The 21,294-nt window shown below is 68.3% G+C and carries 17 protein-coding genes and 2 pseudogenes; 12 read left to right on the top strand and 7 right to left on the bottom strand.

The window, feature by feature from the left end; all coding sequences use genetic code 11:
• Positions 1 to 107 precede the first annotated feature (107 nt).
• From Taqua_RS02010 to dut, 4 genes are all read left to right on the top strand, one after another.
• Positions 108 to 1,187, top strand: a complete 1,080-nt coding sequence (locus Taqua_RS02010) for a TRAP transporter substrate-binding protein (RefSeq protein ID WP_144324430.1) — start codon at positions 108 to 110, stop codon at positions 1,185 to 1,187.
• 159 nt (positions 1,188 to 1,346) lie between these two features.
• Positions 1,347 to 1,964 carry a TRAP transporter small permease subunit gene (locus Taqua_RS02005; protein ID WP_043699096.1) on the top strand — a complete coding sequence of 206 codons (618 nt, stop codon included), beginning with the start codon at positions 1,347 to 1,349 and terminating at the stop codon, positions 1,962 to 1,964.
• A gap of 14 nt (positions 1,965 to 1,978) precedes the next feature.
• Complete coding sequence (locus tag Taqua_RS02000; RefSeq protein WP_144324365.1) at positions 1,979 to 3,763, top strand: TRAP transporter large permease; 1,785 nt, start codon at positions 1,979 to 1,981, stop codon at positions 3,761 to 3,763.
• Positions 3,764 to 3,812: 49 nt separating this feature from the next.
• Positions 3,813 to 4,262: a dUTP diphosphatase gene (gene dut, locus Taqua_RS01995; protein WP_144324364.1), complete on the top strand. Its 450-nt coding sequence runs from the start codon at positions 3,813 to 3,815 to the stop codon at positions 4,260 to 4,262.
• Between the two features lie 6 nt (positions 4,263 to 4,268).
• On the opposite strand, the gene Taqua_RS01990 is transcribed toward dut, so the two are convergent.
• Positions 4,269 to 4,766 carry an FKBP-type peptidyl-prolyl cis-trans isomerase gene (locus Taqua_RS01990; protein ID WP_144324363.1) on the bottom strand — a complete coding sequence of 166 codons (498 nt, stop codon included), beginning with the start codon at positions 4,764 to 4,766 and terminating at the stop codon, positions 4,269 to 4,271.
• Between the two features lie 125 nt (positions 4,767 to 4,891).
• On the opposite strand from Taqua_RS01990, the gene Taqua_RS01985 reads away from it, so the two are divergent.
• Complete coding sequence (locus tag Taqua_RS01985) at positions 4,892 to 5,998, top strand: JmjC domain-containing protein (protein WP_246094583.1); 1,107 nt, start codon at positions 4,892 to 4,894, stop codon at positions 5,996 to 5,998.
• A gap of 545 nt (positions 5,999 to 6,543) precedes the next feature.
• Here the strand turns inward: Taqua_RS01985 and Taqua_RS01975 are convergent.
• Positions 6,544 to 7,416 (bottom strand): annotated as a pseudogene (locus Taqua_RS01975) (LysR family transcriptional regulator); the annotation flags it as partial.
• Positions 7,417 to 7,520: 104 nt separating this feature from the next.
• Between Taqua_RS01975 and Taqua_RS01970 the strand changes: the two are divergent.
• Positions 7,521 to 8,525 carry a TerC family protein gene (locus tag Taqua_RS01970; RefSeq protein WP_144324361.1) on the top strand — a complete coding sequence of 335 codons (1,005 nt, stop codon included), beginning with the start codon at positions 7,521 to 7,523 and terminating at the stop codon, positions 8,523 to 8,525.
• Between the two features lie 15 nt (positions 8,526 to 8,540).
• On the opposite strand, the gene argA is transcribed toward Taqua_RS01970, so the two are convergent.
• Complete coding sequence (gene argA / locus Taqua_RS01965) at positions 8,541 to 9,890, bottom strand: amino-acid N-acetyltransferase (protein ID WP_144324360.1); 1,350 nt, start codon at positions 9,888 to 9,890, stop codon at positions 8,541 to 8,543.
• Between the two features lie 28 nt (positions 9,891 to 9,918).
• Between argA and hrpA the strand changes: the two genes are divergently transcribed.
• On the top strand, positions 9,919 to 13,869 hold the full coding sequence (hrpA, locus tag Taqua_RS01960) for an ATP-dependent RNA helicase HrpA (protein ID WP_144324359.1): 3,951 nt from the start codon (positions 9,919 to 9,921) through the stop codon (positions 13,867 to 13,869).
• Here the strand turns inward: hrpA and Taqua_RS01955 are convergent.
• Genes Taqua_RS01955 through lptF form a run of 4 tightly spaced genes read right to left on the bottom strand, consistent with a single transcriptional unit; the run spans position 13,864 to position 18,217 of the window.
• Positions 13,864 to 15,051, bottom strand: a complete 1,188-nt coding sequence (locus Taqua_RS01955; RefSeq protein WP_144324358.1) for a pyridoxal phosphate-dependent aminotransferase — start codon at positions 15,049 to 15,051, stop codon at positions 13,864 to 13,866. The genes hrpA and Taqua_RS01955 overlap by 6 nt on opposite strands.
• Positions 15,035 to 15,979 (bottom strand): CysB family HTH-type transcriptional regulator, encoded by a 945-nt coding sequence (locus tag Taqua_RS01950; RefSeq protein ID WP_144324357.1) that lies wholly within the window; start codon positions 15,977 to 15,979, stop codon positions 15,035 to 15,037. Before Taqua_RS01950 ends, Taqua_RS01955 begins: the two co-directional genes overlap by 17 nt.
• Before the next feature lie 31 nt (positions 15,980 to 16,010).
• A complete protein-coding gene (lptG, locus tag Taqua_RS01945; protein WP_144324356.1) occupies positions 16,011 to 17,123 on the bottom strand; it encodes an LPS export ABC transporter permease LptG in 1,113 nt (370 codons plus the stop codon).
• Positions 17,120 to 18,217, bottom strand: coding sequence for an LPS export ABC transporter permease LptF (lptF, locus tag Taqua_RS01940; protein ID WP_144324355.1), 1,098 nt, complete (start codon positions 18,215 to 18,217; stop codon positions 17,120 to 17,122). The genes lptG and lptF overlap by 4 nt, the downstream gene beginning before the upstream one ends.
• Before the next feature lie 37 nt (positions 18,218 to 18,254).
• Here lptF and Taqua_RS01935 point away from each other — a divergent pair, with 37 nt between their 5' ends.
• The 5 genes and pseudogenes from Taqua_RS01935 (at position 18,255) to copK (ending at position 21,186) form a co-directional block, all read left to right on the top strand.
• Positions 18,255 to 19,745, top strand: coding sequence for a leucyl aminopeptidase (locus Taqua_RS01935; protein ID WP_144324354.1), 1,491 nt, complete (start codon positions 18,255 to 18,257; stop codon positions 19,743 to 19,745).
• Positions 19,742 to 20,212, top strand: coding sequence for a DNA polymerase III subunit chi (locus Taqua_RS01930; RefSeq protein ID WP_185969533.1), 471 nt, complete (start codon positions 19,742 to 19,744; stop codon positions 20,210 to 20,212). The genes Taqua_RS01935 and Taqua_RS01930 overlap by 4 nt, the downstream gene beginning before the upstream one ends.
• Positions 20,212 to 20,571, top strand: a complete 360-nt coding sequence (locus Taqua_RS01925) for a hypothetical protein (protein ID WP_144324352.1) — start codon at positions 20,212 to 20,214, stop codon at positions 20,569 to 20,571. The genes Taqua_RS01930 and Taqua_RS01925 overlap by 1 nt, the downstream gene beginning before the upstream one ends.
• 50 nt (positions 20,572 to 20,621) lie before the next feature.
• A pseudogene (locus tag Taqua_RS01920) lies at positions 20,622 to 20,831 on the top strand (IS3-like element ISAzo10 family transposase); the annotation flags it as partial.
• A 76-nt stretch (positions 20,832 to 20,907) separates the two neighbouring features.
• Positions 20,908 to 21,186 carry a periplasmic Cu(I)/Cu(II)-binding protein CopK gene (gene copK / locus Taqua_RS01915; RefSeq protein ID WP_144324351.1) on the top strand — a complete coding sequence of 93 codons (279 nt, stop codon included), beginning with the start codon at positions 20,908 to 20,910 and terminating at the stop codon, positions 21,184 to 21,186.
• Positions 21,187 to 21,294: the final 108 nt, after the last annotated feature.

Below are 21,294 nucleotides of genomic sequence, written 5' to 3'. Positions count from 1 at the left end.
CCCCAAGGTTGATGTTGCGTTGCACTACACTAGCGCGGCGTCGTTCTTGTCATGGCTGGCAGGGTGCTTTGACGCCCGCCGGCCGTCAACCTGAGGAGATTGTCTTTATGGATCGTCGTTCCGTCATCAAACATGCCGGTATCGCCGGTGTTTTGGCCGCCGGTGCCGCCCCGGCCGTGCATGCGCAGCCCACAGTGCGCTGGCGCCTGACCTCCAGCTTCCCCAAGTCGCTGGACACCATCCACGGCGCGGCCGACGTGTTCGCCAAGAAGATCGGCGAGATGTCCGGTGGCAAGTTCCAGGTGACGGTGCATGCTCCGGGTGAACTGGTGCCCGCCTTGGGCGTGGTGGACGCGGTGCAGCAAGGCACGGTGGAGGCGGGTCACACGTGCGCGTATTACTACTTTGGCAAAGATGACACTTTCGCCATCGGCACAGCCATTCCGTTCGGCCTGAACAGCCGCCAGCTCACGGCGTGGTACTACGAAGGCAACGGCCTGAAGCTGTTCCGTGAGTTCTACGATCAGTACAGCATCGTCAACTTCCCGGGCGGCAACACCGGCGCCCAGATGGGCGGCTGGTTCCGCAAGGAGATCAAGGGCCCGCAGGACTTCAAGGGCCTGAAGTTCCGCATGGGCGGCTTCGCCGGCAAGGTGCTCAGCCGTCTGGGCGCGGTGCCGCAGAACATCCCGGGTGGTGAAATCTACCAGGCGCTGGAGAAGGGCACGATCGACGCCTGCGAATGGATCGGACCGTACGACGACGAGAAGCTCGGCTTCAACAAGGTCGCCAAGAACTATTACTACCCGGGCTTCTGGGAAGGTGGCGCCCAGGTCGACTTCTACATCAACAAGAAGGCCTACAACGACCTGTCGGCCGAATACAAGGCCATGGTCGAGTCGGCGGCGGCCTATGCCCACGCCGAAATGCAGGCCCGCTACGACGCCCGCAACCCGGCAGCGCTCAAGCGTCTGGTCGCGGCTGGCACCAAAGTGGCGCCGTTCCCGAAGACGGTGATGGACGAGGCCTTCAAGCAGGCCATGGCGCTGTACGACGAGCTGAGCAACTCCAACCCCAACTGGAAGAAGATCTACAGCGACTACGCGGCTTTCCGTCGCGACCAGAACCTGTGGTTCCGCCTGTCGGAAGCGGCGTTCGACCGCTACATGCAGGGCACCAAGCTGTAATCGACGAGGGCGGTCATCCCCAGCCCCGCGCAAGCGGGGTTTTTTGTGGGTGACCGTTGGGTGTGGTGCCGGGCGGCACCGGCACGCCCTGCGGGCCGTGCCGGTTGGTTGGTATACTGCCCGGCTTTCTCGTTCGGGACCCTGAACCAGGGGATAGGAATGCAAGCGCTGCTCACCTTCTCTCGGCTGATCGATGCCATCAGCGACCGCATCGGCAAGCTCGGCATGTGGCTGATCCTGGCGACCACGCTGATCAGCGCCGGTAATGCTGTTATGCGCAAAGCGTTCGACATGAGTTCGAACGCCTTCCTCGAGATCCAGTGGTACCTGTTCGCAGCCGTGTTCCTGCTCGGCGGCGGCTATGCCTTCCTGCGCAACGCCCACGTGCGCATCGACTTCGTGTCCAGCAAGTTCTCCGACCGCACCCGCAACTGGGTCGACATCGTCGGCATCCTCGTCTTCGTCCTGCCGCTGTGCTACATGATGGTGGTGCTGGGCTGGCCGCTGTTCGAGCGCGCCTGGCAGTCCGGTGAGATGTCGTCCAACGCCGGGGGGCTGATTCGCTGGCCGGTCTATCTGCTCATTCCGGTGGGCTTCGTCATCCTGTTTCTGCAGAGCGTGAGCGAGTTGATCAAGCGCATCGCCTTCCTCACTGGGCACGGCCCCGACGTGCTGGCGCATACGGGCCCGAGCGAGGCGCAGCAGCTCGCCAAGGACATCGCCGAAGCCGAGAAGCGCCATGAAGAAGAGGTCGCCGCGGCGGCCCGCCAACACTGAGCGACGAGACGACCATGGTCGAATTCCTCACCAACAACTTCGTCCCGGTGATGTTCGCCGGGCTGCTGGTCTTTCTGCTGAGCGGCTTCCCCGTGGCCTTCGGGCTGGCGGCGACAGGGCTGTTCTTCGGCTTCATCGGCATGGAGATCGGCCTGTTTGCGGACACGCTGTTTCAGGCGCTGCCGCTGCGCGTGTTCGGCATCATGCAAAACGACACGCTGCTGGCCATCCCGTTCTTCACGCTCATGGGCATCATCCTGGAGCGCAGCGGCATGGCCGAGGATCTGCTGGAGACCGTCGGCCAGGTGTTTGGCCCGGTGCGCGGCGGGCTGGCGGTGGCCGTGGTGCTGGTCGGTGCCCTGCTGGCAGCCACCACCGGCGTCGTGGCCGCGGCCGTCATCTCGATGGGCTTGATCTCCCTGCCCATCATGCTGCGTTACGGCTACAACCGCACCATCGCCACCGGCACCATCACCGCCTCGGGCACGCTGGCGCAGGCCATTCCGCCGTCGCTGGTGCTGATCGTGTTGGCCGACCAACTGGGCCGCTCGGTCGGGGACATGTATGCCGGCGGTCTGGTCCCCGGCCTGATGCTGGTGGGCCTGTATCTGCTGTTCATCGCGGCGGTGGCGATCTTCCGGCCGTCGTGGGTCCCCCCGCTGCCTCCCGAGGCGCGTATCTACAACGAGCCCAATGGCGCCAGCGGGCACCGCTCGCTTCTCGTGCTGATGGCGGTGGCGGCGGTGGCCGGCTTCGCCTGGGCGCACAACCACGAGGCGCTGATCAACCCGCTGACTGGCCGTGAAGGGGCTGCGCCGGGGGATGAGGTCGTGATCTTCTCGATCGCCATCGCGTCCTTCGTGGCCCTCGGGCTGGCGATTCTCAACCGCGTGGTGCGGCTGGGTCTGCTGTCGCGTCTGGCCGAGCGCGTCACCTTTGTGCTCATTCCGCCGCTGATCCTGATCTTCCTGGTGCTCGGGACCATCTTCCTGGGCATCGCCACGCCGACGGAAGGCGGTGCGATGGGCGCGGTGGGGGCGCTGATCATGGCGGCCTCGCGCGGGCGCTTGTCGCTGTCGCTGCTGAAGCAGGCGATGGAGAACGCCACCAAGCTGACCATCTTCGTGATGTTCATCCTGATCGGCTCCACGGTGTTCAGCTTCACGTTCAACGCGGCTGACGGCCACGTCTGGGTCGAGCATCTATTCGACAAGCTGCCGGGTGGCGCGCTCGGGTTCCTGATCGTCGTGAACCTGCTGGTGTTCATCCTCGGCATGTTCATCGACTTCTTCGAGATCGCCTTCATCGTGATCCCGCTGCTGGCGCCGGTGGCCGACAAGATGGGCATCGACCTGATCTGGTTCGGTGTGATCATCGCGATGAACCTGCAGACCTCCTTCCTGACGCCGCCGTTTGGCTTTGCGCTGTTCTATCTGCGCAGCGTCGCGCCGCGCGAGGACTACACGGATCGCGTGACCAAGCAGCGCATTCCCGCGGTAACCACGGCCCAGATCTACAAGGGTTCGATCGCCTTCATCACGCTGCAGCTCATTATGGTGGCCGTCATCATGGCTTTCCCCGGGCTGGTCGTCGACCACCTGGGCCCCAAGACGAAGGTGGACGATGCCGCCGTGATGGAAAAACTCGACCAGTTGGGTGACAATGGCGCCTCGCCGTGGGGCGACGAAGCACAGGCCAACCCCGACGAGGCGCAGGACGAATCCGCCCCGAACGAGCAGGTCGAGGAACTCGACCCCATCAAGGCGCTCGAGGAAGCCGCCAAGAAGGCCCAGCAGTGACCCCGCCGGGGCGGCCCGATGCCAGTGCCGCCCCGCGCATGCCACCCCCATGCACGTCGACGTCAAGATCCTCGACCCCCGGCTGCACGGACAGCCGCCCGCCTACGCCACACCGGGCAGCGCCGGGCTGGACCTGCGCGCCTGCTTGGATGTCCCGCTGACGCTGGCGCCCAACGCCTGGCAACTGGTGCCCACGGGGCTGGCCATCCATTTGGCCGACCCCGGCTACGCGGCGCTGATCCTGCCGCGCTCCGGTCTGGGCCACAAACACGGTCTGGTGCTGGGCAATCTGGTCGGGCTGATCGACAGTGACTACCAGGGGCAGCTCATGGTCAGCGCCTGGAACCGCAGTCCCGTGCCCTTCACCATCGAGCCGCTGGAGCGCATCGCGCAACTCGTGATCGTGCCAGTGGTGCAGGCGCAGTTTCGTGTCGTCGAGGCGTTTGCCGAGGCGACGGCGCGCGGCGAGGGCGGCTACGGCTCGACCGGCCGCGCGTGAGCGGCGTCAGTCGCCGACCCGGATCTGAAAAAACCCCGTGCCGGTGCTGCCACGGCCCACCTCGTCGACGGTGGGCTCGCGCACATCGTGCAGCGTCAGCTGCAGCCGCAGCGCCATGCCGGCCAGCGGGTGGTTGCCGTCCAGCACCACGTGCTCGGGGTAAATCTCGCTGACGAAGTACAGCCGATCGCGCGGCGCGTCGGCGCTGCAGCCCGGCGGCAGCCCCTCAAACGCCATGCCGACCTCCAGTTCCGCAGGGAAGGCGCTGCGTGGCTCCAAAAAAATCAGCTGGTCGTCGAAATCGCCAAACGCGTCTTTCGGCTCCAGGTGCAGGTCCAGGCGCGCGCCGGGCTCCTTGCCCTGCAAGGCCTGTTCGATGGCGGCCAGCAGGTCACGCCCACCGACGAAAAATTCGACCGGTTCGTCCGACGCGTCCAGCACGTCGCCCAGGGTGTCGGTGAGCTTCCAGCTCAGGCTCACCACGCAAGGAGGGGTCACTTTCATTGGACAATTGTCCCATGAAGTCTTCCAACCGCCGCACGACCGCCGGTCACACGCCGGGCGCCGGGGCGCACGCCGCCTTGGACACGCCCACGCCCCTGCTTGGGGGTCTGACACCGCGCCAGTTCATGCGCCGCCACTGGCAGCGCAAGCCCTTGCTGGTGCGCCAGGCGATCCCGGGGTTTGCGCCGCTGCTGTCGCGTGAAGCGTTGGTAGCGCTGGCCGCGCGCGACGACGTCGAGTCGCGCGTGATCGAGCAGCACCCCCAAGCCGCCGATCCGGCCGGCGCGTGGACCCTGCGCCACGGGCCGTTCGACCCAAACGCGCGGCGCGGGGCCGCCGCGCTGCCACCGCGCCGACGCCCCGGCTGGACGCTGCTGGTGCAGGGGGTGGACCTGCACGACGACGCCGTGCACGCGCTGATGCAGCGCTTTCGCTTCGTGCCCGATGTGCGGCTGGACGATGTGATGATTTCGTGGGCCAGCGACGGCGGCGGCGTGGGGCCGCACTACGACAGCTACGACGTCTTTTTGTTGCAGGCCCAGGGTCGGCGCCGTTGGCGCATCGGGCGGCAGCGCGACCTGTCGCTGCGCCCGGACCTGCTGTGCAAAATCCTGCAACGCTTCGAGCCGCAGCACGAGTGGGTGCTGGAGCCTGGCGACATGCTGTACCTGCCGCCGCGCTGGGCGCACGATGGCGTGGCCGAAGGCGGCGAGTGCATGACGTACTCGATCGGCTTTCGCGTGCCGCAACGCGGGGGGCTGGCGGCCGAGCTGGTGCAACGCCTGGCCGATGAATGGGACGACGACGTGCTGTACCGCGATGCCGGCCAGCCCGCCACCGCGCAGCCAGCGCGCGTGCCAACGGCGTTGTTGGCCTTTGCCCTGGAGGGCGTGCACCGCCTGCTGGCGGATCAGCGCGCGCTGGCGTGCGCGCTGGGCGAGGTGATGACCGAGCCCAAGCCACGTGTGTGGTTCGACCCACCGGCGCAGGCGTGGCGCCCAAGCGCGGTGGTGCTGGACCGGCGCACGCGCATGGCCTACGATGACGAGCACGTGTTCATCAACGGCGAGTCCTACCGTGCGCGGGGGCGCGACGCTGCGTTGTTGCAGCGTCTGGCCGACGAGCGCGCGCTGCCGGCGGCGGCGGTGCGCCGGGCCAGCGCGTCGGTGCAGCACGCGTTGCAACAGTGGCACGAGGCGGGCTGGCTGCACGTCACCGACGACGCTGACTGAAAATGCTAACCAACGTAGCATTCGTTACGATTGCTTACAATGGTAAACCCTAGGTTGGGCGATAATCTGGGTTGTCAGCCCTTTGGCTCCTGAACGAGCGAAAGGGCACGGGATCATCCCAGGGCCGAGCCGGCGGTGCCTGGGAACGCGATGCATCCGGTAACCCTAACCCGAACGATACGAAGATGAACAAGACCACCCTGCTGGCCGCTTTGCTGGCCGCCGCTGCTCTGACCGCTTGTGGCAAGAAGGAAGAGCCCGCGCCCGCCGCTGCGCCGGCCCCCGCTCCGGCCGCTGCGCCGGCTGACCAGGCCGTGCAACCCGCCCAACAGCCCGCCACGCCTGCGGCCGACCAAGCGCAGCAACCCGCGCAGCAGCCCGCTGGCGAGGAAAAGCCGGCCGAGCAGAAGCAGTGATGTCGGCGCGCGTCGGCAAGCATGCCGGCGCCTGAGCGATCGGGCACGCCGGGCCGTAACCCGGCTGCCACCGAGCCGCCTCCCACGGAGGCGGTTTCGTTTTTTCGGGATGCCGTTACGGGGGCTGGCGGCATGCTGCAGCAGCCGTTGCACCAGCGGGTGTTGGCGCATGCGCCGGCTCAGGATGGCGTGGATGTCTTCCCGCACGCCCTCGCATGCCCCCAGCGGCAGCAGTCCCGGCAGCGGCCCGTCGCTGTCCAAGCCCAGGCGGCTGGCGGGGAAGACCCCCAGCCCGCGCGCGGCAAACACGGCCATCAGGGCGCTGTCCTCGAACTCTCCGGCGACCCGGGGGCACAGGCCGTGCTCGTCCAACCAGCGGTCCAGCAGTGGGCGCAAGGGCGAATGCGCGGTCGGCAGCAGCACGGGCAGCCCCTGCAGCGTGTGGGGAAAGCCGCGCCGGGCGTCGGGCGTGACCAGCGTCGCCGGACCGTACCAGTCCACGGGTGAGCTGGCCGGGCGCTCGCTGTCCACGGCAAAGGTGGGCAACGGCGTCGCTGGCTGGCCGGTCAGCACCAGGTCCAGGCGGTGCAGCGCCAGTTCCGCGAGCAAGGCCGCAGGCTCGCCTTCGTGGCAGACGAGGTGCAGATCGGGCGCATCCAGCAGCGGCTGCAACAGCGCGTGCGCCGCCAGTTTGGACAGGCCGTCCGACAGCCCCACGGCCAGGCGCAGCGCCGGGCGGCTGGCTGCCTCGCGCACGGCCTGGGGCAGGCTGCTGCCGATGCGAAAAATCTCGTCCGCCCGCGCAAAGGCGGCCCGGCCGGCGTTGGTCAGGGCCACGGTGCGGCCGGCCGGGCGCAGGAGCTGGTGGCCCAGCGCCCGTTCCAACTCGCGCACCTGGACGCTGACCGTCTGCACCGCCATGTCCAGGCGCTCGGCCGCACGGGCAAAGCCGCCTTCGCGCGCGACCATCCAAAAGTAGTACAGGTGGCGGTAGTTGAGCATCTGACGTTTCGGTTTTTTCGAACCTATTATCCGTGTCATCGGTATTTTTTTTCGGACCGTGCCGTTCGTATAATCGCGGCTTCCGACACTTATCCGAGCACCGCATGGACGCTTTGCTTGCTTTGGGGGCCGCCGATTTCATGGGCAAACCCGCCTGGATCTGGGCGGTGTTCATCGGCATCGTCATCGCCTTGCTGGTCTTTGACCTGGGCGTGCTGCACCGCGAGCAGCGCGAGATTGGCGTGCGCGAAAGCCTGCTGCTGTCGGTGGGTTACATCACGGCGGGCCTGCTGTTCGGCACCTGGGTGTGGTGGTACCTGGGTGCCGACAGCGGCATGGCGTACTACACCGGTTTTCTGATCGAGAAGTCGCTGTCCATGGACAACGTCTTCGTGATCGCGCTGATCTTTGGCTTTCTGGGCATTCCGCGCCTGTACCAGCACCGGGTGCTGTTCTGGGGCATTTTGGGCGTGATCGTTCTGCGTGCGCTGATGATCGGTCTGGGCGCGGCGCTGGTCCAGAAGTTCGCGTGGATCCTGTACGTGTTCGGCGGCTTTTTGGTCATCACGGGTGTGAAGATGTGGTTAGCGGCGGATGAGGAGCCCGACATCGCCCACAACCCGTTGCTGAAATTTCTGCGCCGGCGCATGCGCGTGACGGATGGTCTGCGCGGCAATGCCTTCGTGGTGCGCGAGCCGCACCCCGCGACCGGGCAGCCCGTGCTGTGGGCGACGCCCCTGCTGCTCGCGCTGGTGCTGGTGGAGACGGCCGACCTGATCTTCGCCGTCGACTCGGTGCCGGCCATCTTTGCCATCACCACCGACCCGTTCATCGTCTACACCAGCAACATCTTTGCGATTCTGGGCCTGCGGGCGCTGTACTTTGCGCTGGCGGCGATGATCCACCGCTTCTACTACCTCAAGTACGCGCTGGCGCTGGTGCTGGTGTTCATCGGGGCGAAGATTTTCCTGGTCGGCATCGTGGGCAAGATCCCGGCGGTGGTTTCGCTGTCGGTGACCTTGGGCTTGATCGCGGGGGGCGTGTTGTACTCCCTGTGGAAGACGCGCCAGGACGAAGCTGCCCGCGGCGGCCCGCACCGTGTCATGTGATGGACCGGCTTGAGTTCAGCTCAGGCGCTTGACCAGCACCTGGCTGCGCCGGTCCCAGTTGTATTTGCGCTTGCGCGCCTCGGGCAGCCAGTCAGGCGACACCGGTTGAAAGCCGCGCTTGAGGAACCAGTGCATCGTGCGCGTGGTGAGCACGAAGATGCTTTGCAACCCCATCAAGCGCGCGCGCTGCTCGATGCGCTTGAGCAAACGCTCGCCGTCACCCTGGCCCTGGGCCTGCGGCGCCACGGTCAACGCCGCCATCTCGCCGGTCTTGGCTTCGGGGTAAGGGTACAGCGCCGCGCAGCCGAAGATGACGCCGTCGTGCTCGATGATGGTGTAGTTGGCGATGTCGCGCTCGATTTCGGTGCGGCTGCGTTTGACCAGCGTGCCGTCGCGTTCGAACGGCTCGATCAACTGCAGGATGCCCCCGACGTCGTCGGGCGTGGCCTCGCGCAGGTTTTCGAGTTTTTCGTCCACCACCATCGTGCCGATGCCGTCGTGCACGTACACCTCCAGCAGCAACGACCCGTCCACTGCGAACGGGATGATGTGGCTGCGTTCCACCCCGCCCAGGCAGGCGCGCACGCAGTGCTGCAGGTAAAAGGCCGGCTCGGTGGGCTGGGTCGGTGTGGGGGCCTGCGCCAAAATGGCCTGCGCGTCGGCCAGCGACAGTTCGGTGTCGATGGGGTTGTCCTCGCCCGGCGGATCGAACGGCCGCACGCGGATGCCGGGGATCTCGGTGACGAAGATCAGCTTGTCGGCCTGCAGCGCCACGGCCACGCTCGTGGCCACCTCTTCCATCGTCAGGTTGAACGCTTCGCCGGTCAGCGAAAAGCCAAACGGCGACAGCAGCACCAGCGCGCCCATGTCCAGCGCGCCCTTGATGCCGGCCACGTCCACCTTGCGCACCAGGCCCGAGTGCTGAAAATCCACGCCATCGACAATGCCGATAGGCCGGGCGGTGATGAAGTTGCCCGAAATCACGCGCACCTTTGCGCCGGCCATCGGGGTGTTGGGCAGCCCCATGCTGAAGGCCGCCTCGATTTCGAAGCGCAGTTGGCCGGCGGCCTCCTGCGCGCAGTCCAGCGCCACCGGGTCGGTGATGCGGATACCGCTATGAAAGCGCGCGGCGTGTCCTTTGGCGCGCAGTTGCTCGTCCACCTGCGGGCGAAAGCCGTGCACCAGCACCACGCGCACGCCCATGCTTTGGATCAGCGCCAAGTCCTGCACCAGATTGGGCAGCTTGCCCGCCGCGATGGCCTCCCCGGGCACGCCCACCACAAACGTTTGGTGGCGAAATTTGTGGATGTACGGCGCCACCGCACGAAACCAAGGCACGAAGGTGAAGTTGAAAACGGTGGACATGGCGCAGGTTGGGGATAATCGCGCACCCATGCGCGACGAAGCGATAGTGTGCCATCAGCCGGCGGGCGCGCCGGTGCTGACCTTTCCCGACCACCTGCCGGTGTCGGCGCGGCGCGCCGACATCGAGGCCGCGCTGCGCGAGCACCAGGTCATCGTGGTGTGCGGCGAGACGGGGTCGGGCAAAACGACGCAACTGCCCAAGATCGCCTTGGGGCTGGGGCGTGGCGGTGGTCTGGCGTGGCAGCCGGGCTCGGGGCGCCGGCCGCTGATTGGCCACACGCAGCCGCGGCGCATCGCGGCCATGTCGGTGGCGGCGCGCATCGCCGAGGAGACGCAAACTGAGCTGGGACGGCTGGTCGGCTACCAGATCCGGTTCCACGACCGGCTGCAGCCCGGCACGGCGATCAAGCTGATGACCGACGGCATTGTGCTGGCCGAAACGCAGCGCGATCCGCTGCTGCGCGCTTACGACACGCTGATCATCGACGAAGCGCACGAGCGCAGCCTCAACATCGATTTTTTGCTGGGCTACCTCAAGCAGTTGCTGCCGCGGCGGCCAGACCTGAAAGTCATCGTCACCTCGGCCACCATCGACGCCGAGCGCTTTGCGCAGCACTTTGCCGGGCCGCGCGGGCCGGCGCCGGTCATCCACGTCAGCGGGCGCACCTACCCGGTGGAAATCCGCTGGCGGCCGTTTGAGGAGTCGCGCGACCACGGACTCAACGACGCCATCGCCGAGGCGGTGGATGAGCTGTGGCGCGGCGGTGCGCACGATGGCGACATCCTCGTGTTTTTGCCGGGCGAGCGTGAAATCCGCGACGCCGCCGACCACCTGCGCCGCCACCTCAGCCACCAGCCGGCGCTGCGCGGCACCGAGGTGCTGCCCCTGTACGCGCGCCTGAGCGCCGCGGAGCAAAACCGCATCTTTCACCCCAGCGGTGCGCGCCGCGTGGTGCTGGCCACCAACGTGGCCGAAACGTCGCTGACCGTGCCCGGCATCCGCTACGTCATCGACTCGGGCCTGGCGCGCGTCAAGCGCTACAGCCTGCGCAGCAAGGTCGAGCAGTTGCAGATTGAACCCATCAGCCAGGCCGCGGCCAACCAGCGCGCGGGGCGCTGCGGTCGCGTGGCCGAGGGCATCTGCATCCGCCTGTACGACGAACAGGACTTCGCGCGCAGCCCGCGCTACACCGACCCGGAAATCCTGCGCTCGTCGCTGGCGGGGGTGATCCTGCGCATGAAGGCGCTGGGGTTGGGCGACATTGAGGCGTTTCCGTTTTTGGAAGCGCCGTCGCGGCGCGCGGTGGCCGACGGGCTGCAAACGCTGACCGAGCTCGGCGCGCTGGACGAGCAGGGCATGCTGACGGCGCTGGGGCGCGAGCTGGCACGGTTGCCGCTGGATCCGCGCATCGGCCGCATGCTGGTGGAGGGGCAGCGCCGCGGTGCGCTGGCCGAGGTGCTGGTGGTGGCCAGCGCGCTGTCCCTGCAGGACGTGCGTGAGCGGCCGCTGGAACACGCCGCCAAGGCCGACGCCGCGCACGCGCGCTTCGACGACGAGCGCAGCGAGTTTGTCGGCCTGCTCAAGCTGTGGACGTGGCTGGATCAAGCGCGCGGTGGTCACCCGGGGCCGGACGGGACGCCGACGCACAAACTGTCGCACCGCCAGTACGAGGCGCTGCTGCGCGAGCATTTCATCAACGTCAAGCGTGTGCGCGAATGGCGCGACGTGCACCAGCAGCTGCACCAGATCGCCGCCGAGCACGGGTGGCGCCCCAACGGCACACCCGCCAGCTACGAACAGTTGCACTGCAGCCTGTTGGCCGGCTTGATCGGGCACGTCGGCCTCAAGCACGACACCGAAGACCACTGGCAGGGCGCGCGCGGCATCAAATTCTGGCCGCACCCTGGTGTGCGCCTGCGCAAAAAGCCGGCGCGCTGGATCGTGTGCGCCGAACTGGTCGAGACCACGCGCCTGTACGGACGGGGCATTGCGGCCATCGAGCCGCCGTGGATCGAGCAGGTGGCGCCGCACCTGATCCGGCGCGAGCTGGGCGAGCCGCACTGGGACCCCCGCAGCGCCGAGGTGATCGCGCACGAGCGCGGCACGCTGTGGGGCCTGGCGGTGTACAGCGGGCGGCGCGTGGCCTACGAGCGCATCGACCCAGCCGGCGCGCGCGAGGTGTTCATTCGCGAAGCGCTGGTGGCGGGACTGACCGAGGACACGTGGGAGACGCGGCTGCCCTTTTGGCAACACAACCGCCGCGTGCTGCGCGAGGTGCAGCAACTGGAGCACAAGGCGCGCCGCCAGGACGTGCTGGTGGACGAGGCGCTGATTTACGCCTTCTACGACCGCCAGTTGCCGGCCGACGTCTGCAGCGGCCGGGCGTTGGAGCGTTGGTGGCGCAGCGCCAGCCGCCAGCAGCCCGAGCTGCTCAAGCTCAGCCGCGACGAGTTGATGCGCCACGAGGCTGCCGGCATCACCACCGACGCCTACCCCGCGCTGGTGCGCCTGGGCGGGGTGGACTGCCGGGCGCACTACCTGCACGAGCCTGGGCACGTCCGCGATGGCGTCACGGTGGACGTGCCGCTGTTCGCGCTCAACCAGGTCGATCCCCAGCGGCTGGAGTGGCTGGTGCCCGGCATGCTCAAGGACAAGGTGGCGGCGCTGCTCAAGAGCCTGCCGCAAAAGCCCCGCGCCCGCCTGGTGCCGCTGCCGGCCACCGCCGAAGCGATCACGCAGCGCTTAAGCGCGCCCGAGCGCTTTGGCCAGGGCAGCCTGCTGCAAGCGGTGCTGGACGAGGTGCGCGCGCGCACGGGGCTGCCCGTGCAGGTCAGCGACTTCAAGCTGGAGACGCTGCCGGCGCACCTGAGCATGAACGTGCGCGTGCTCGACGAGCACGGGCGCCAACTGGCCATGGGGCGCGACGTGGCCGCCCTCAAAGCCCAGTGGGGCGAGCAGGCGCGCGGGGCGTTTGCCGCGTTGGCCACGCTCAAGCGTGCCGCGCAGGCAGCTCCCGCGGCACCGGCCGCTGCCGCGCCACCACCGTCTGCGTCGCCGGCCACCGCCCCGGGCGGTGCGGCGGTGGAGCTGCCGCCCACGCCGCCGGCGGCCGGGGTGTGGGACACCGAAGCGCGCCACACCCGCTGGGTGTTTGGGTCCTGGCCCGAGCTGGTGGAAATCCGTCACGGACGCCAGACCCTGATCGGCTACCCTGCGCTGCAAGACGCCGGGGACGCCGTGCGCGTGGCGGTGTTTGACGAGCCCGAGGTGGCCGCGCGCGAGCACCGCATCGGGCTGCGTCGCCTGGTCGCGTTGCAGGTGCGCGACACGCTCAAGCTGCTGCAGCGCCAGCTGCCCGAGCAGGCCACGCTGGGCGTGCTGTACATGCCGCTGGGCACCGCCGACGAGCTGCGCGAGCAGATCCTGGCGCTGGCTGTTGAGCGCGCGTTTTTGCAGTCGCCCCCCCATGACGAGGCCTCGTTCGAGGCTTGCGTGCAGCAAGGGCGCACGCGCCTGGCGCTGGTGGCACACGAGGTGGCACGCCTGACGCTGCAGATTCTGACCGAGTGGAGCGCTGCGCAGCGCAAGCTGAAAGAAGCGCGCGGCCTGCCAGGCGTCACCGTGGCGGACGTGCAGCAGCAACTGCAGCGCCTGGTGGGGCCACGCTTCGTGCTGGACACGCCGTGGGCGCAGCTCGTGCACCTGCCGCGCTACCTCAAGGCCGTGCAGATGCGCCTGGACAAATGCCGTCAAGACCCGGCGCGCGACCAGCAACGGCTGGCCGAGTTGCAGCCGCTGCAGCAGCGCGTGTGGCGCCTGCTGGCCGAGCGCCGCGGGGCGCCGGACGAGCGCCTGACGGCGTTGCGCTGGATGCTGGAAGAGCTGCGCGTGAGCCTGTTCGCCCAAGAGCTGCGCACCCCGTACCCGGTCAGCGTCAAACGCCTGGACAAGGCACTGGCGGCGCTGCAGGGGTCATAGCCGCGCCAGCCGCTGCAGGGCCTCGTCCAGCGTGGCGTCGCGCTTGGCAAAGCACAGCCGCACCAGCTGTTGGTTGCGCCCGTCGCCATAAAACGCCGACAGGGGGATCGCCGCCACGCCCACCTCGCGTGTGAGCCACTGGCAGAACTCAGCCACGGGCAGGTGGCGTTCCGGCACCGCCAGCGCCCCGTAATCCACGCACTGGAAGTAGGTGCCCTCGCACGGCAGCAGGCGCAGCCGCGTGCCGGCCAGCCCCGCGCGGAAGCGGTCGCGCTTGGCCTGGTAAAAGGCTGCCAGCCCCAGGTATGGGGCCGGGTCGGCCATGTACGCCGCCAACGCGTGCTGCATCGGCGTGTTGACCGTGAACACGTTGAATTGGTGCACCTTGCGGAACTCGGCCATCAGCGGCGCTGGCGCCAGGCAGTAGCCCACTTTCCAGCCGGTGACGTGGTAGGTTTTGCCAAAACTGCTGACGATGAGGCTGCGCGCCGCCAGCCCGGGGTGGGTGGCCAGGCTGGCGTGCGGCTGGCCGTCGTAGACCATGTGCTCGTACACCTCGTCGCCGATCAGCAGCACGTCGGTGTCGGCCACCACGTTCCACAAGCGCTGCAGGTCGTCGGCGCGCCACACGGTGCCGCTGGGGTTGTGCGGGGTGTTGACGATGATGGCGCGCGTGCGCGCCGTCAGCGCCGCGGCCAGCCGGTCGAAGTCCGGCCGCAAGCTGCCGTCGGTCAGCGGCACCCGCACGACGGTGCCACCGGCCAGCTCGATGCCGGGCACGTAGCTGTCGTAGCATGGCTCCAGCACGATGATCTCGTCACCCGGCTGCACCAGCGCCAGCAGCGCTGTCAGGATGGCTTGCGTGGCGCCTGCGGTGACGGTGATTTCGTTGATCGGGTCGTACGCGCGCCCGTACAGCGTGGCGACCTTGCGTGCGATGGCCTCGCGCAGCGCCGGCACACCCGCCATCGGCGGGTACTGGTGGTGGCCGGCGGCCATCGCCGCGCCCACCGCCTGCGCCAGCGCCGGGTCCGGGTCGAAGTCCGGGAACCCCTGCCCCAGGTTGACCGCGCCCACCTGCTGCGCCAACGCGGACATCACGGTGAAGATGGTCGTGCCAACCTGTGGCAGGCGGCTGGGGGGCACCGGGGTGCGCACGGTGGGGTCAGAGCTGGTCGTCATGGCCTTGGCCCTCCAGGGCTTTGTAGATCAGGTCGCGCGACAGCCGCTCGCTGAGCAGCTCGGCAAACCGCAGCACGAACTGGCGCAGGTAGACCCCGCGCTTGAACGCCACCCGCGCCACGTTGGTGCCGAACAGGTGGCCGGCCGGGCGCACGGCCAGCTCCGGCGTGCGCTCGTCACCGGCCACGGCCATTTCCGCCACGATGCCGACGCCCATGCCGAGCTTGACGTAGGTCTTGATGACGTCGGAGTCGATCGCTTCCAGCACGATGTGCGGGGTGAGGCCCCGCTGGGCAAAGGCCTGGTCGATGCGGGTGCGTCCGGTGAAGGTAGGGTGGTAGGTGATCAGCGGCACCTGCGCCAGATCCTCCAGCCCGATGCGCTCGAGTTGCAGCAGCGGGTGGCCGGGCGGCAGCACCAGCGCGTGCTGCCATTCGTAGCAGGGCAGGGTGACGAGGTCTGGGTACTGCGTCAGCGATTCGGTGGCGATGCCGATGTCGGCCACTTCCTCCAGCACCCAGCGCGCCACCTGATCGGGCGCGCCTTGGTGCAGGCTGATGCCCACTTTGGGGTAGATCTGGCGCAGCCGCGCCACCGGCGCCGGCAGCACGTAGCGCGCCTGCGTGTGCGTGGTGGCGATCGACAGCGTGCCGCTGTCTTGCGCCGCGTACTGCTCGCCGATGCGCTTGAGGTTGGCCACCTCGCGCATGATGATTTCGATGCTGCGCAGCACGTGCTGCCCGGGCTCGGTCAGCCGCTTGATGCGTTTGCCGTGGCGGGCAAAGATATCGACGCCGAGCTCGTCTTCCAGCTCCAAGATGGCCTTGGACACGCCCGGCTGTGAGGTGTGCAGCGCCTTGGCCGCCTCGGTCAGGTTGAGGTTGCGGCGCACGGCCTCCAGCACAAAACGAAATTGATGTAGGTTCATGGTGCAATGGGTGATCGGGTGGGGCCGAGGTTCAGCGTCGCAGCACCATCCAGCCCAGCGCCGCCAGCGACAGGGTCAGGTACAGCACCGGGGTGGCCCCGGCCGCCAGCCACGGTGCCCAGCCCAGCAGGTTGCCCATGTGGCTGAAAATACCGTTGACCAGCACGAAGCTGATGCCAATCATGATGCCGCCAAACACGTAGCCGGCCAGGCCCTGCTGGCGGAAGTGCAGGTAGGCAAACGGCAGCGCCAGCACCACCATCACCACGCAGCCTAGCGGGTACAGCAGCTTGCGCCAGAACTCGATGGCGTAGCGTTGGGCGTTTTGGTCGTTGCGTTCCAAGTGGCGCATGTACTGCCACAGGTCCAGCGTGCGCATGCGCTGCGGCTTGAGTAGCGCGACGTTGAGCATGTCGGCGCTCAGGCTGGTGTGCCAGTCGAGCGTCGGCAGCGTCGCTGTGTGCAGTGTGCCGTCGGCCTCCCAGTGGTCGCGCCGAACCTCGGCCAGCCGCCACACGCCCGCCCCCCGGTCGATGGTGCCGCGCGCGGCCTCGGTGATGGCCTGCAAGCGGCCATCGGCGCCCAGCGTCAGCACACGCACGCCGCGCAGCTCGCCGTCGGGTGTCAGGGCGCGCACGTTGACCACGTGCACCTCGGTGCCGTCGGTACGCTCGCGCAGCCATGCCCCGGTGCTGCCAATGCTGAGGTTGCCCCGGTACTGGGCTTTCAGCAGCTGCGCCTGTCGCGCCGCCGGCGGTGCCACGTAGTCGCCAATGGCAAACGTCAGCGCCGCGCAGCCCACGCCCAACACCAGCACCAGCCGCAGCACCAGCCCTGGCCCGAGGCCGCTGGCGCGCAGAATGGTGAACTCGGAGTCGCGCGCCAGCCGCGTCAGCGCGTACACGGTGCCGATCAGCACACCAATGGGCATCAGTTCGTACAGCCGCGCAGGCAACCACAGCAACACCACGAGCAGGGCCTGCGGCACGCCGTACACCGCCCCTGGCTGCGTCAGCGACGGCGCGCCGAGCGAGCCCAGCTCATCGACGAAGTCGAAAAAGGCAAACAACGCCAAAAAGCCCGCCAGCACGAACGTGATGGCCCCCAGGGCTTCGCCATGCAGCAGCCGGCGTACGGTTTTCATGCGGGCGCCTCCGCACGGGCGCGCCGCCAGCGCGGGCGCGGCAGCTCACGCCACGCCAGCCATGCCAGCGTCAGCAGGGCCACACCCCCGTGCAGGGCCGCCACAAAGCCCCAGGGCGACACGCGGCCACGGGTGGCCCAGTCCTGCCCGACCCCGAGCATGTTGTAGTACACGACAAACGCCAGCAGCATGAACAGCAGGTTGCCGCTGCGCCCCAGGCGTGGCTGCGCGCTGGTAGCGGCCAGCGCCAGCAACACCAGGTTGACCGCGCACACCACCAACCCCACCCGCCAGGCCAGCTCGGCCTGCAGCGCCGCATCGGTGCTGGCCCACAGCATCCAGGTCGGCATCGCGCTACGGCGGCGCAGCTCCACGGCCGCTACAGGCGCATCGGCCACGCGTACTGTGTAGCGCTCAAAGGCTGCCCCTTCCCACACCCGCGCGTCGGCGCTGCGCCGCCAGCGCTGGCCATCGTGCAGCGTCAGGTGGGTGCCGCGTTCATCGGCATGCAGCTCGCCGGCGCGCGCGGTAACGATGCTGTAGGCGCCGTCGGGTTCATGGTCGAAGATAAAGATGTGTCGCCCGCTGTGGCCGGCCTCGGCGTCGCGGTCGACGAACAGCACCCGCCGGCCGTTGGCCGATTCCTGAAACTGCCCCGGGGCGATGCGCTGCAGGTCGTTGCGCTGCTCGTAGCGTTGACGCAGCTCGTCGGTTTGCTGCCGTGCCCATGGCCCCACCAGCAACGCCAGCACCGCCACGGCCAGCCAGACCGGCCAGGCAAAGCGCAGCACCGGCGGCACAAAACGTGTCAGCCCCAGCCCGGCGGTGTGCCAAACCACCATTTCACTGTCGCGGTACAGCCGCGCCAGCGTGCCGACCACGGCCGCCATCAGCGCCACCGTCAGCACGATCGGCAGCTGTCCGGTGACTGCCAGCGTCAAAAACAGCAACAACGCCTGCGGGTCGACCTCGCCGCGGCTGGCTTGACCAAGGGTGCGCACCAGCAACATGGTCAACACCACGGTCAGCATCACCACCAGCGCCGCGCCAAAGGAGCGTGCCAACTCGCGGCGCAGCGACGATTCGAATAACATCACCAACTCTCGATCCGAGGTACGACAGGTTGGAATTATGGACTTTGAATTGCGACCCCTGAGCCGAACCGAAGCCGCCGTGGCCGACGCCGACGCGCTGATCGTGCTGTGGCGTGACGCCGACGACCAAGACGCCCCGTCCGCCGAGGACGCGCTGGGGGTGTGGGTGCAGCAGGCCGTGCGTGATGGCGACCTAGCGCGCGACGCGGGGCAATGGCTGGCGGGCCACCGGGTGCACGGTGTGCGCGCGCGCCGTGTCGTGGCGGTGCGTTGCGGCGATGGCGCGGCGCGCAAGGTGCGCCAGGCGGTGGCGGCGGCGTGGGGGGCGCTGAAGGGCGCGGCACCGCGCACGGTGCTGATCCAGCTGGGGGCGGCGGACGCGGCGGCGCTGGCGGCGGCGGTGTTGGGCATCGCCGAAGCGAGCTACCGCTACACGACCACCCTGACCAAGCCGCAGCCGCGCGCGTTGCAGCGCGTCATCGTCGGCGTGGCCGATGCGCCTTCGTTGCACGAGGCGTTCGAGTGGGCCGTGGCCACCGTGCACGGGCAGGAACTGGCCAAAGAATGGGCCAACCGCCCGGCCAACCACGCGCGGCCGGTGGACCTGGCACGTGCGGCGCAGGCGCTGGCGGGGCCCGACGTCGAGGTCGAGGTGCTGGGGCCCAAGGAAGTCGAAAAGCTCGGCATGGGGGCCCTGCTGGCGGTGGCGCGTGGCAGCCACGAGCCGCTGCGCTTCATCGTGCTGCGCTACCAGGGCGCACCCAAGCGCGAAGCGCCGGTGGTGCTGGTCGGCAAAGGCATCACGTTCGACACCGGCGGCATTTCGCTCAAGCCCGCCGCCGACATGGATGAAATGAAGTTCGACATGAGCGGCGCGGCCAGCGTGCTGGGGGTGTTCGCGGCGCTGCCGCGGTTGCGCCCGGCGCTCAACGTGGTGGGGCTGATTCCGGCGTGCGAAAACATGCCCGGTGGCGGGGCGACCAAGCCCGGCGACGTCGTGCGCAGCATGAGCGGGCAGACCATCGAAGTCCTCAACACCGACGCCGAGGGGCGCCTGATCCTGTGCGACGCGCTGACCTACGCGCAGCGCTTCAAGCCGCGCGCGATCGTGGACGTGGCCACATTAACCGGGGCGTGCGTCATCGCACTGGGTGCGGTGCGCAGCGGCTTGTACGCCAACGACGACGCGTTGGCGCAGGCGTTGCTACAGGCCGGTGAGGCGGCGCTTGATCCCTGCTGGCGCATGCCGCTGGACGACGACTATGCCGAGGCGCTCAAAAGCAACTTTGCCGACGTGGCCAACGTTGGCGGGCGTCCGGCCGGTTCGGTGACGGCGGCCAAGTTTTTGCAGCGCTTCGTCGGCGACACGCCATGGGCGCACCTGGACATCGCCGGCACGGCGTGGAAGGGCGGCAAGGACAAGGGCGCCACCGGCCGCCCGGTGCCGCTGTTGCTGCGCTACCTGGCCGAGCTGGGGCGCCAGGGCGGCGCGACGCGCCGCGGGCGCCGCAAGGGGGCGGCGGCGTGACCCAGGTGGCGTTCCACCTGAACGTGCCCGCCGCGCCGCAGGGCTGGCGGGCTTATCTGTGCCGGCTGTTGGCCAAGGCGCACGCGTCGCGCGCGCGGGTGTGGGTGGCGGTGGCCGACGACGAGCTGACGGCGCTGGACGAAGCGTTGTGGACGCTGCCGGCCGACGACTTCGTGCCGCACGTGCGCTATGACGCTCCCGCTCTGTTGGTGCAGCGCTCGCCGATCGTGCTGGCACCGCCGACGGTGCCGCCGCAAGGGCAGCGCGGGGTGGTGGTGAACGCGCAGCCTCAGTGGTTGAACTGGCTGGACCAAGCCGTGCAGCCCGCGCGGGTCATCGAAATCGTCAGCACCGACGACGAGGCCAAAGCGGCCGCACGGCAGCGCTGGCGCCGCTACCAGCAGTTGGGTTGGGAACCCCAAGCCCATGACCGGGCCGCCCGCGCCGGTGCGCCCGCCCAGGCGTGATGGACAACCGGCGCGCCCCACCTGCGTTGGTGCCCACGTTGACCGACGTGGTGGCGCCCGTCGTGTTGCCGCAACGCACAGCGCCCGCACCGAACCCCACCCTGCCGCTTGACCCGACGCCGCCCGCAGCCGCAGGGGCGGCCGTGCCGGCGCCGGATGTGGACGAAGCGCTGATCGACGCGCTGGTGGACCGCACGGTGGCGCGCCTGATGCCGCTGCTGCAGCAACGGCTGCACACCGCGTGGGTGCAGTGGTTGCAGCAACTGCAGCATCAGGCACCGCCGCTGCCACCGACGCTGACGAACGACCTGGCCGACATCGTGCGTGACGAGGTGCTGCGCCACCTAGCAGGCCGTTGAAAAACGTCGCGAGGATGGCCAGATGCAAGGCGCACGGGGCACAGCGACCCCATAATCATCCGGGACATGACAGCCACGACGTCGCGATCCTTGCGGCTCGGCACCAGGTCTACCTCCAGGCTCGCGAACGCAACCCCGCGCGCTGGTCACGCGGCACACGCGACTGGTCGCACATCCGGGCCGTTACCCTCAACCCTGAACGCGACTCTGTGGTCACAACGGCTGTGAGCCGAGGAGACATTCAGCCGATTGCTGCGTGACAGAGGCGACAAGTAGCTTGACGCGCGCCGACACTTCACGCTACAATTTGTCAAACCCATCAACCCGGAGAAATCAATGCTCAAGAAGCTCGCAATCATGGCCTCGATGCTCGCAGTCGCAGGCACCGCCTTCGCAGTCGACATGGACAATGTCGCCCAGAAGTTTGACCTCAAGGACGGTTCCACCGTGTACGTGTTCAAGGACGGCAAGATGGCCATGGAGGATCGGCTCGGCCGGACCGTGGGCATGAAGGCCGGACAGGTCATGGAAACCAAGGACGGCCAGAAGATCATCATGGTCGGCAACGAACTCGCCCGCCTCGAGATGATCAAGGTGGAAAAGCGCGGCAACTAACATCGGCAGTTTCGCCGGAGGGCAATTGCCCTCCCCGACGCGCCGTCGCGCGAACGTCACCGCAGCTCAGCCCAGTGCCAGCGCCGCTCCGACACCGACGAGCGCCAT

This window comes from Tepidimonas aquatica (genome assembly GCF_007556585.1).
GTDB lineage: Bacteria > Pseudomonadota > Gammaproteobacteria > Burkholderiales > Burkholderiaceae_C > Tepidimonas > Tepidimonas aquatica.
The sequence above is the reverse complement of the archived record's forward strand: the minus strand, read 5'-3'. Positions and strand labels throughout refer to the sequence as shown.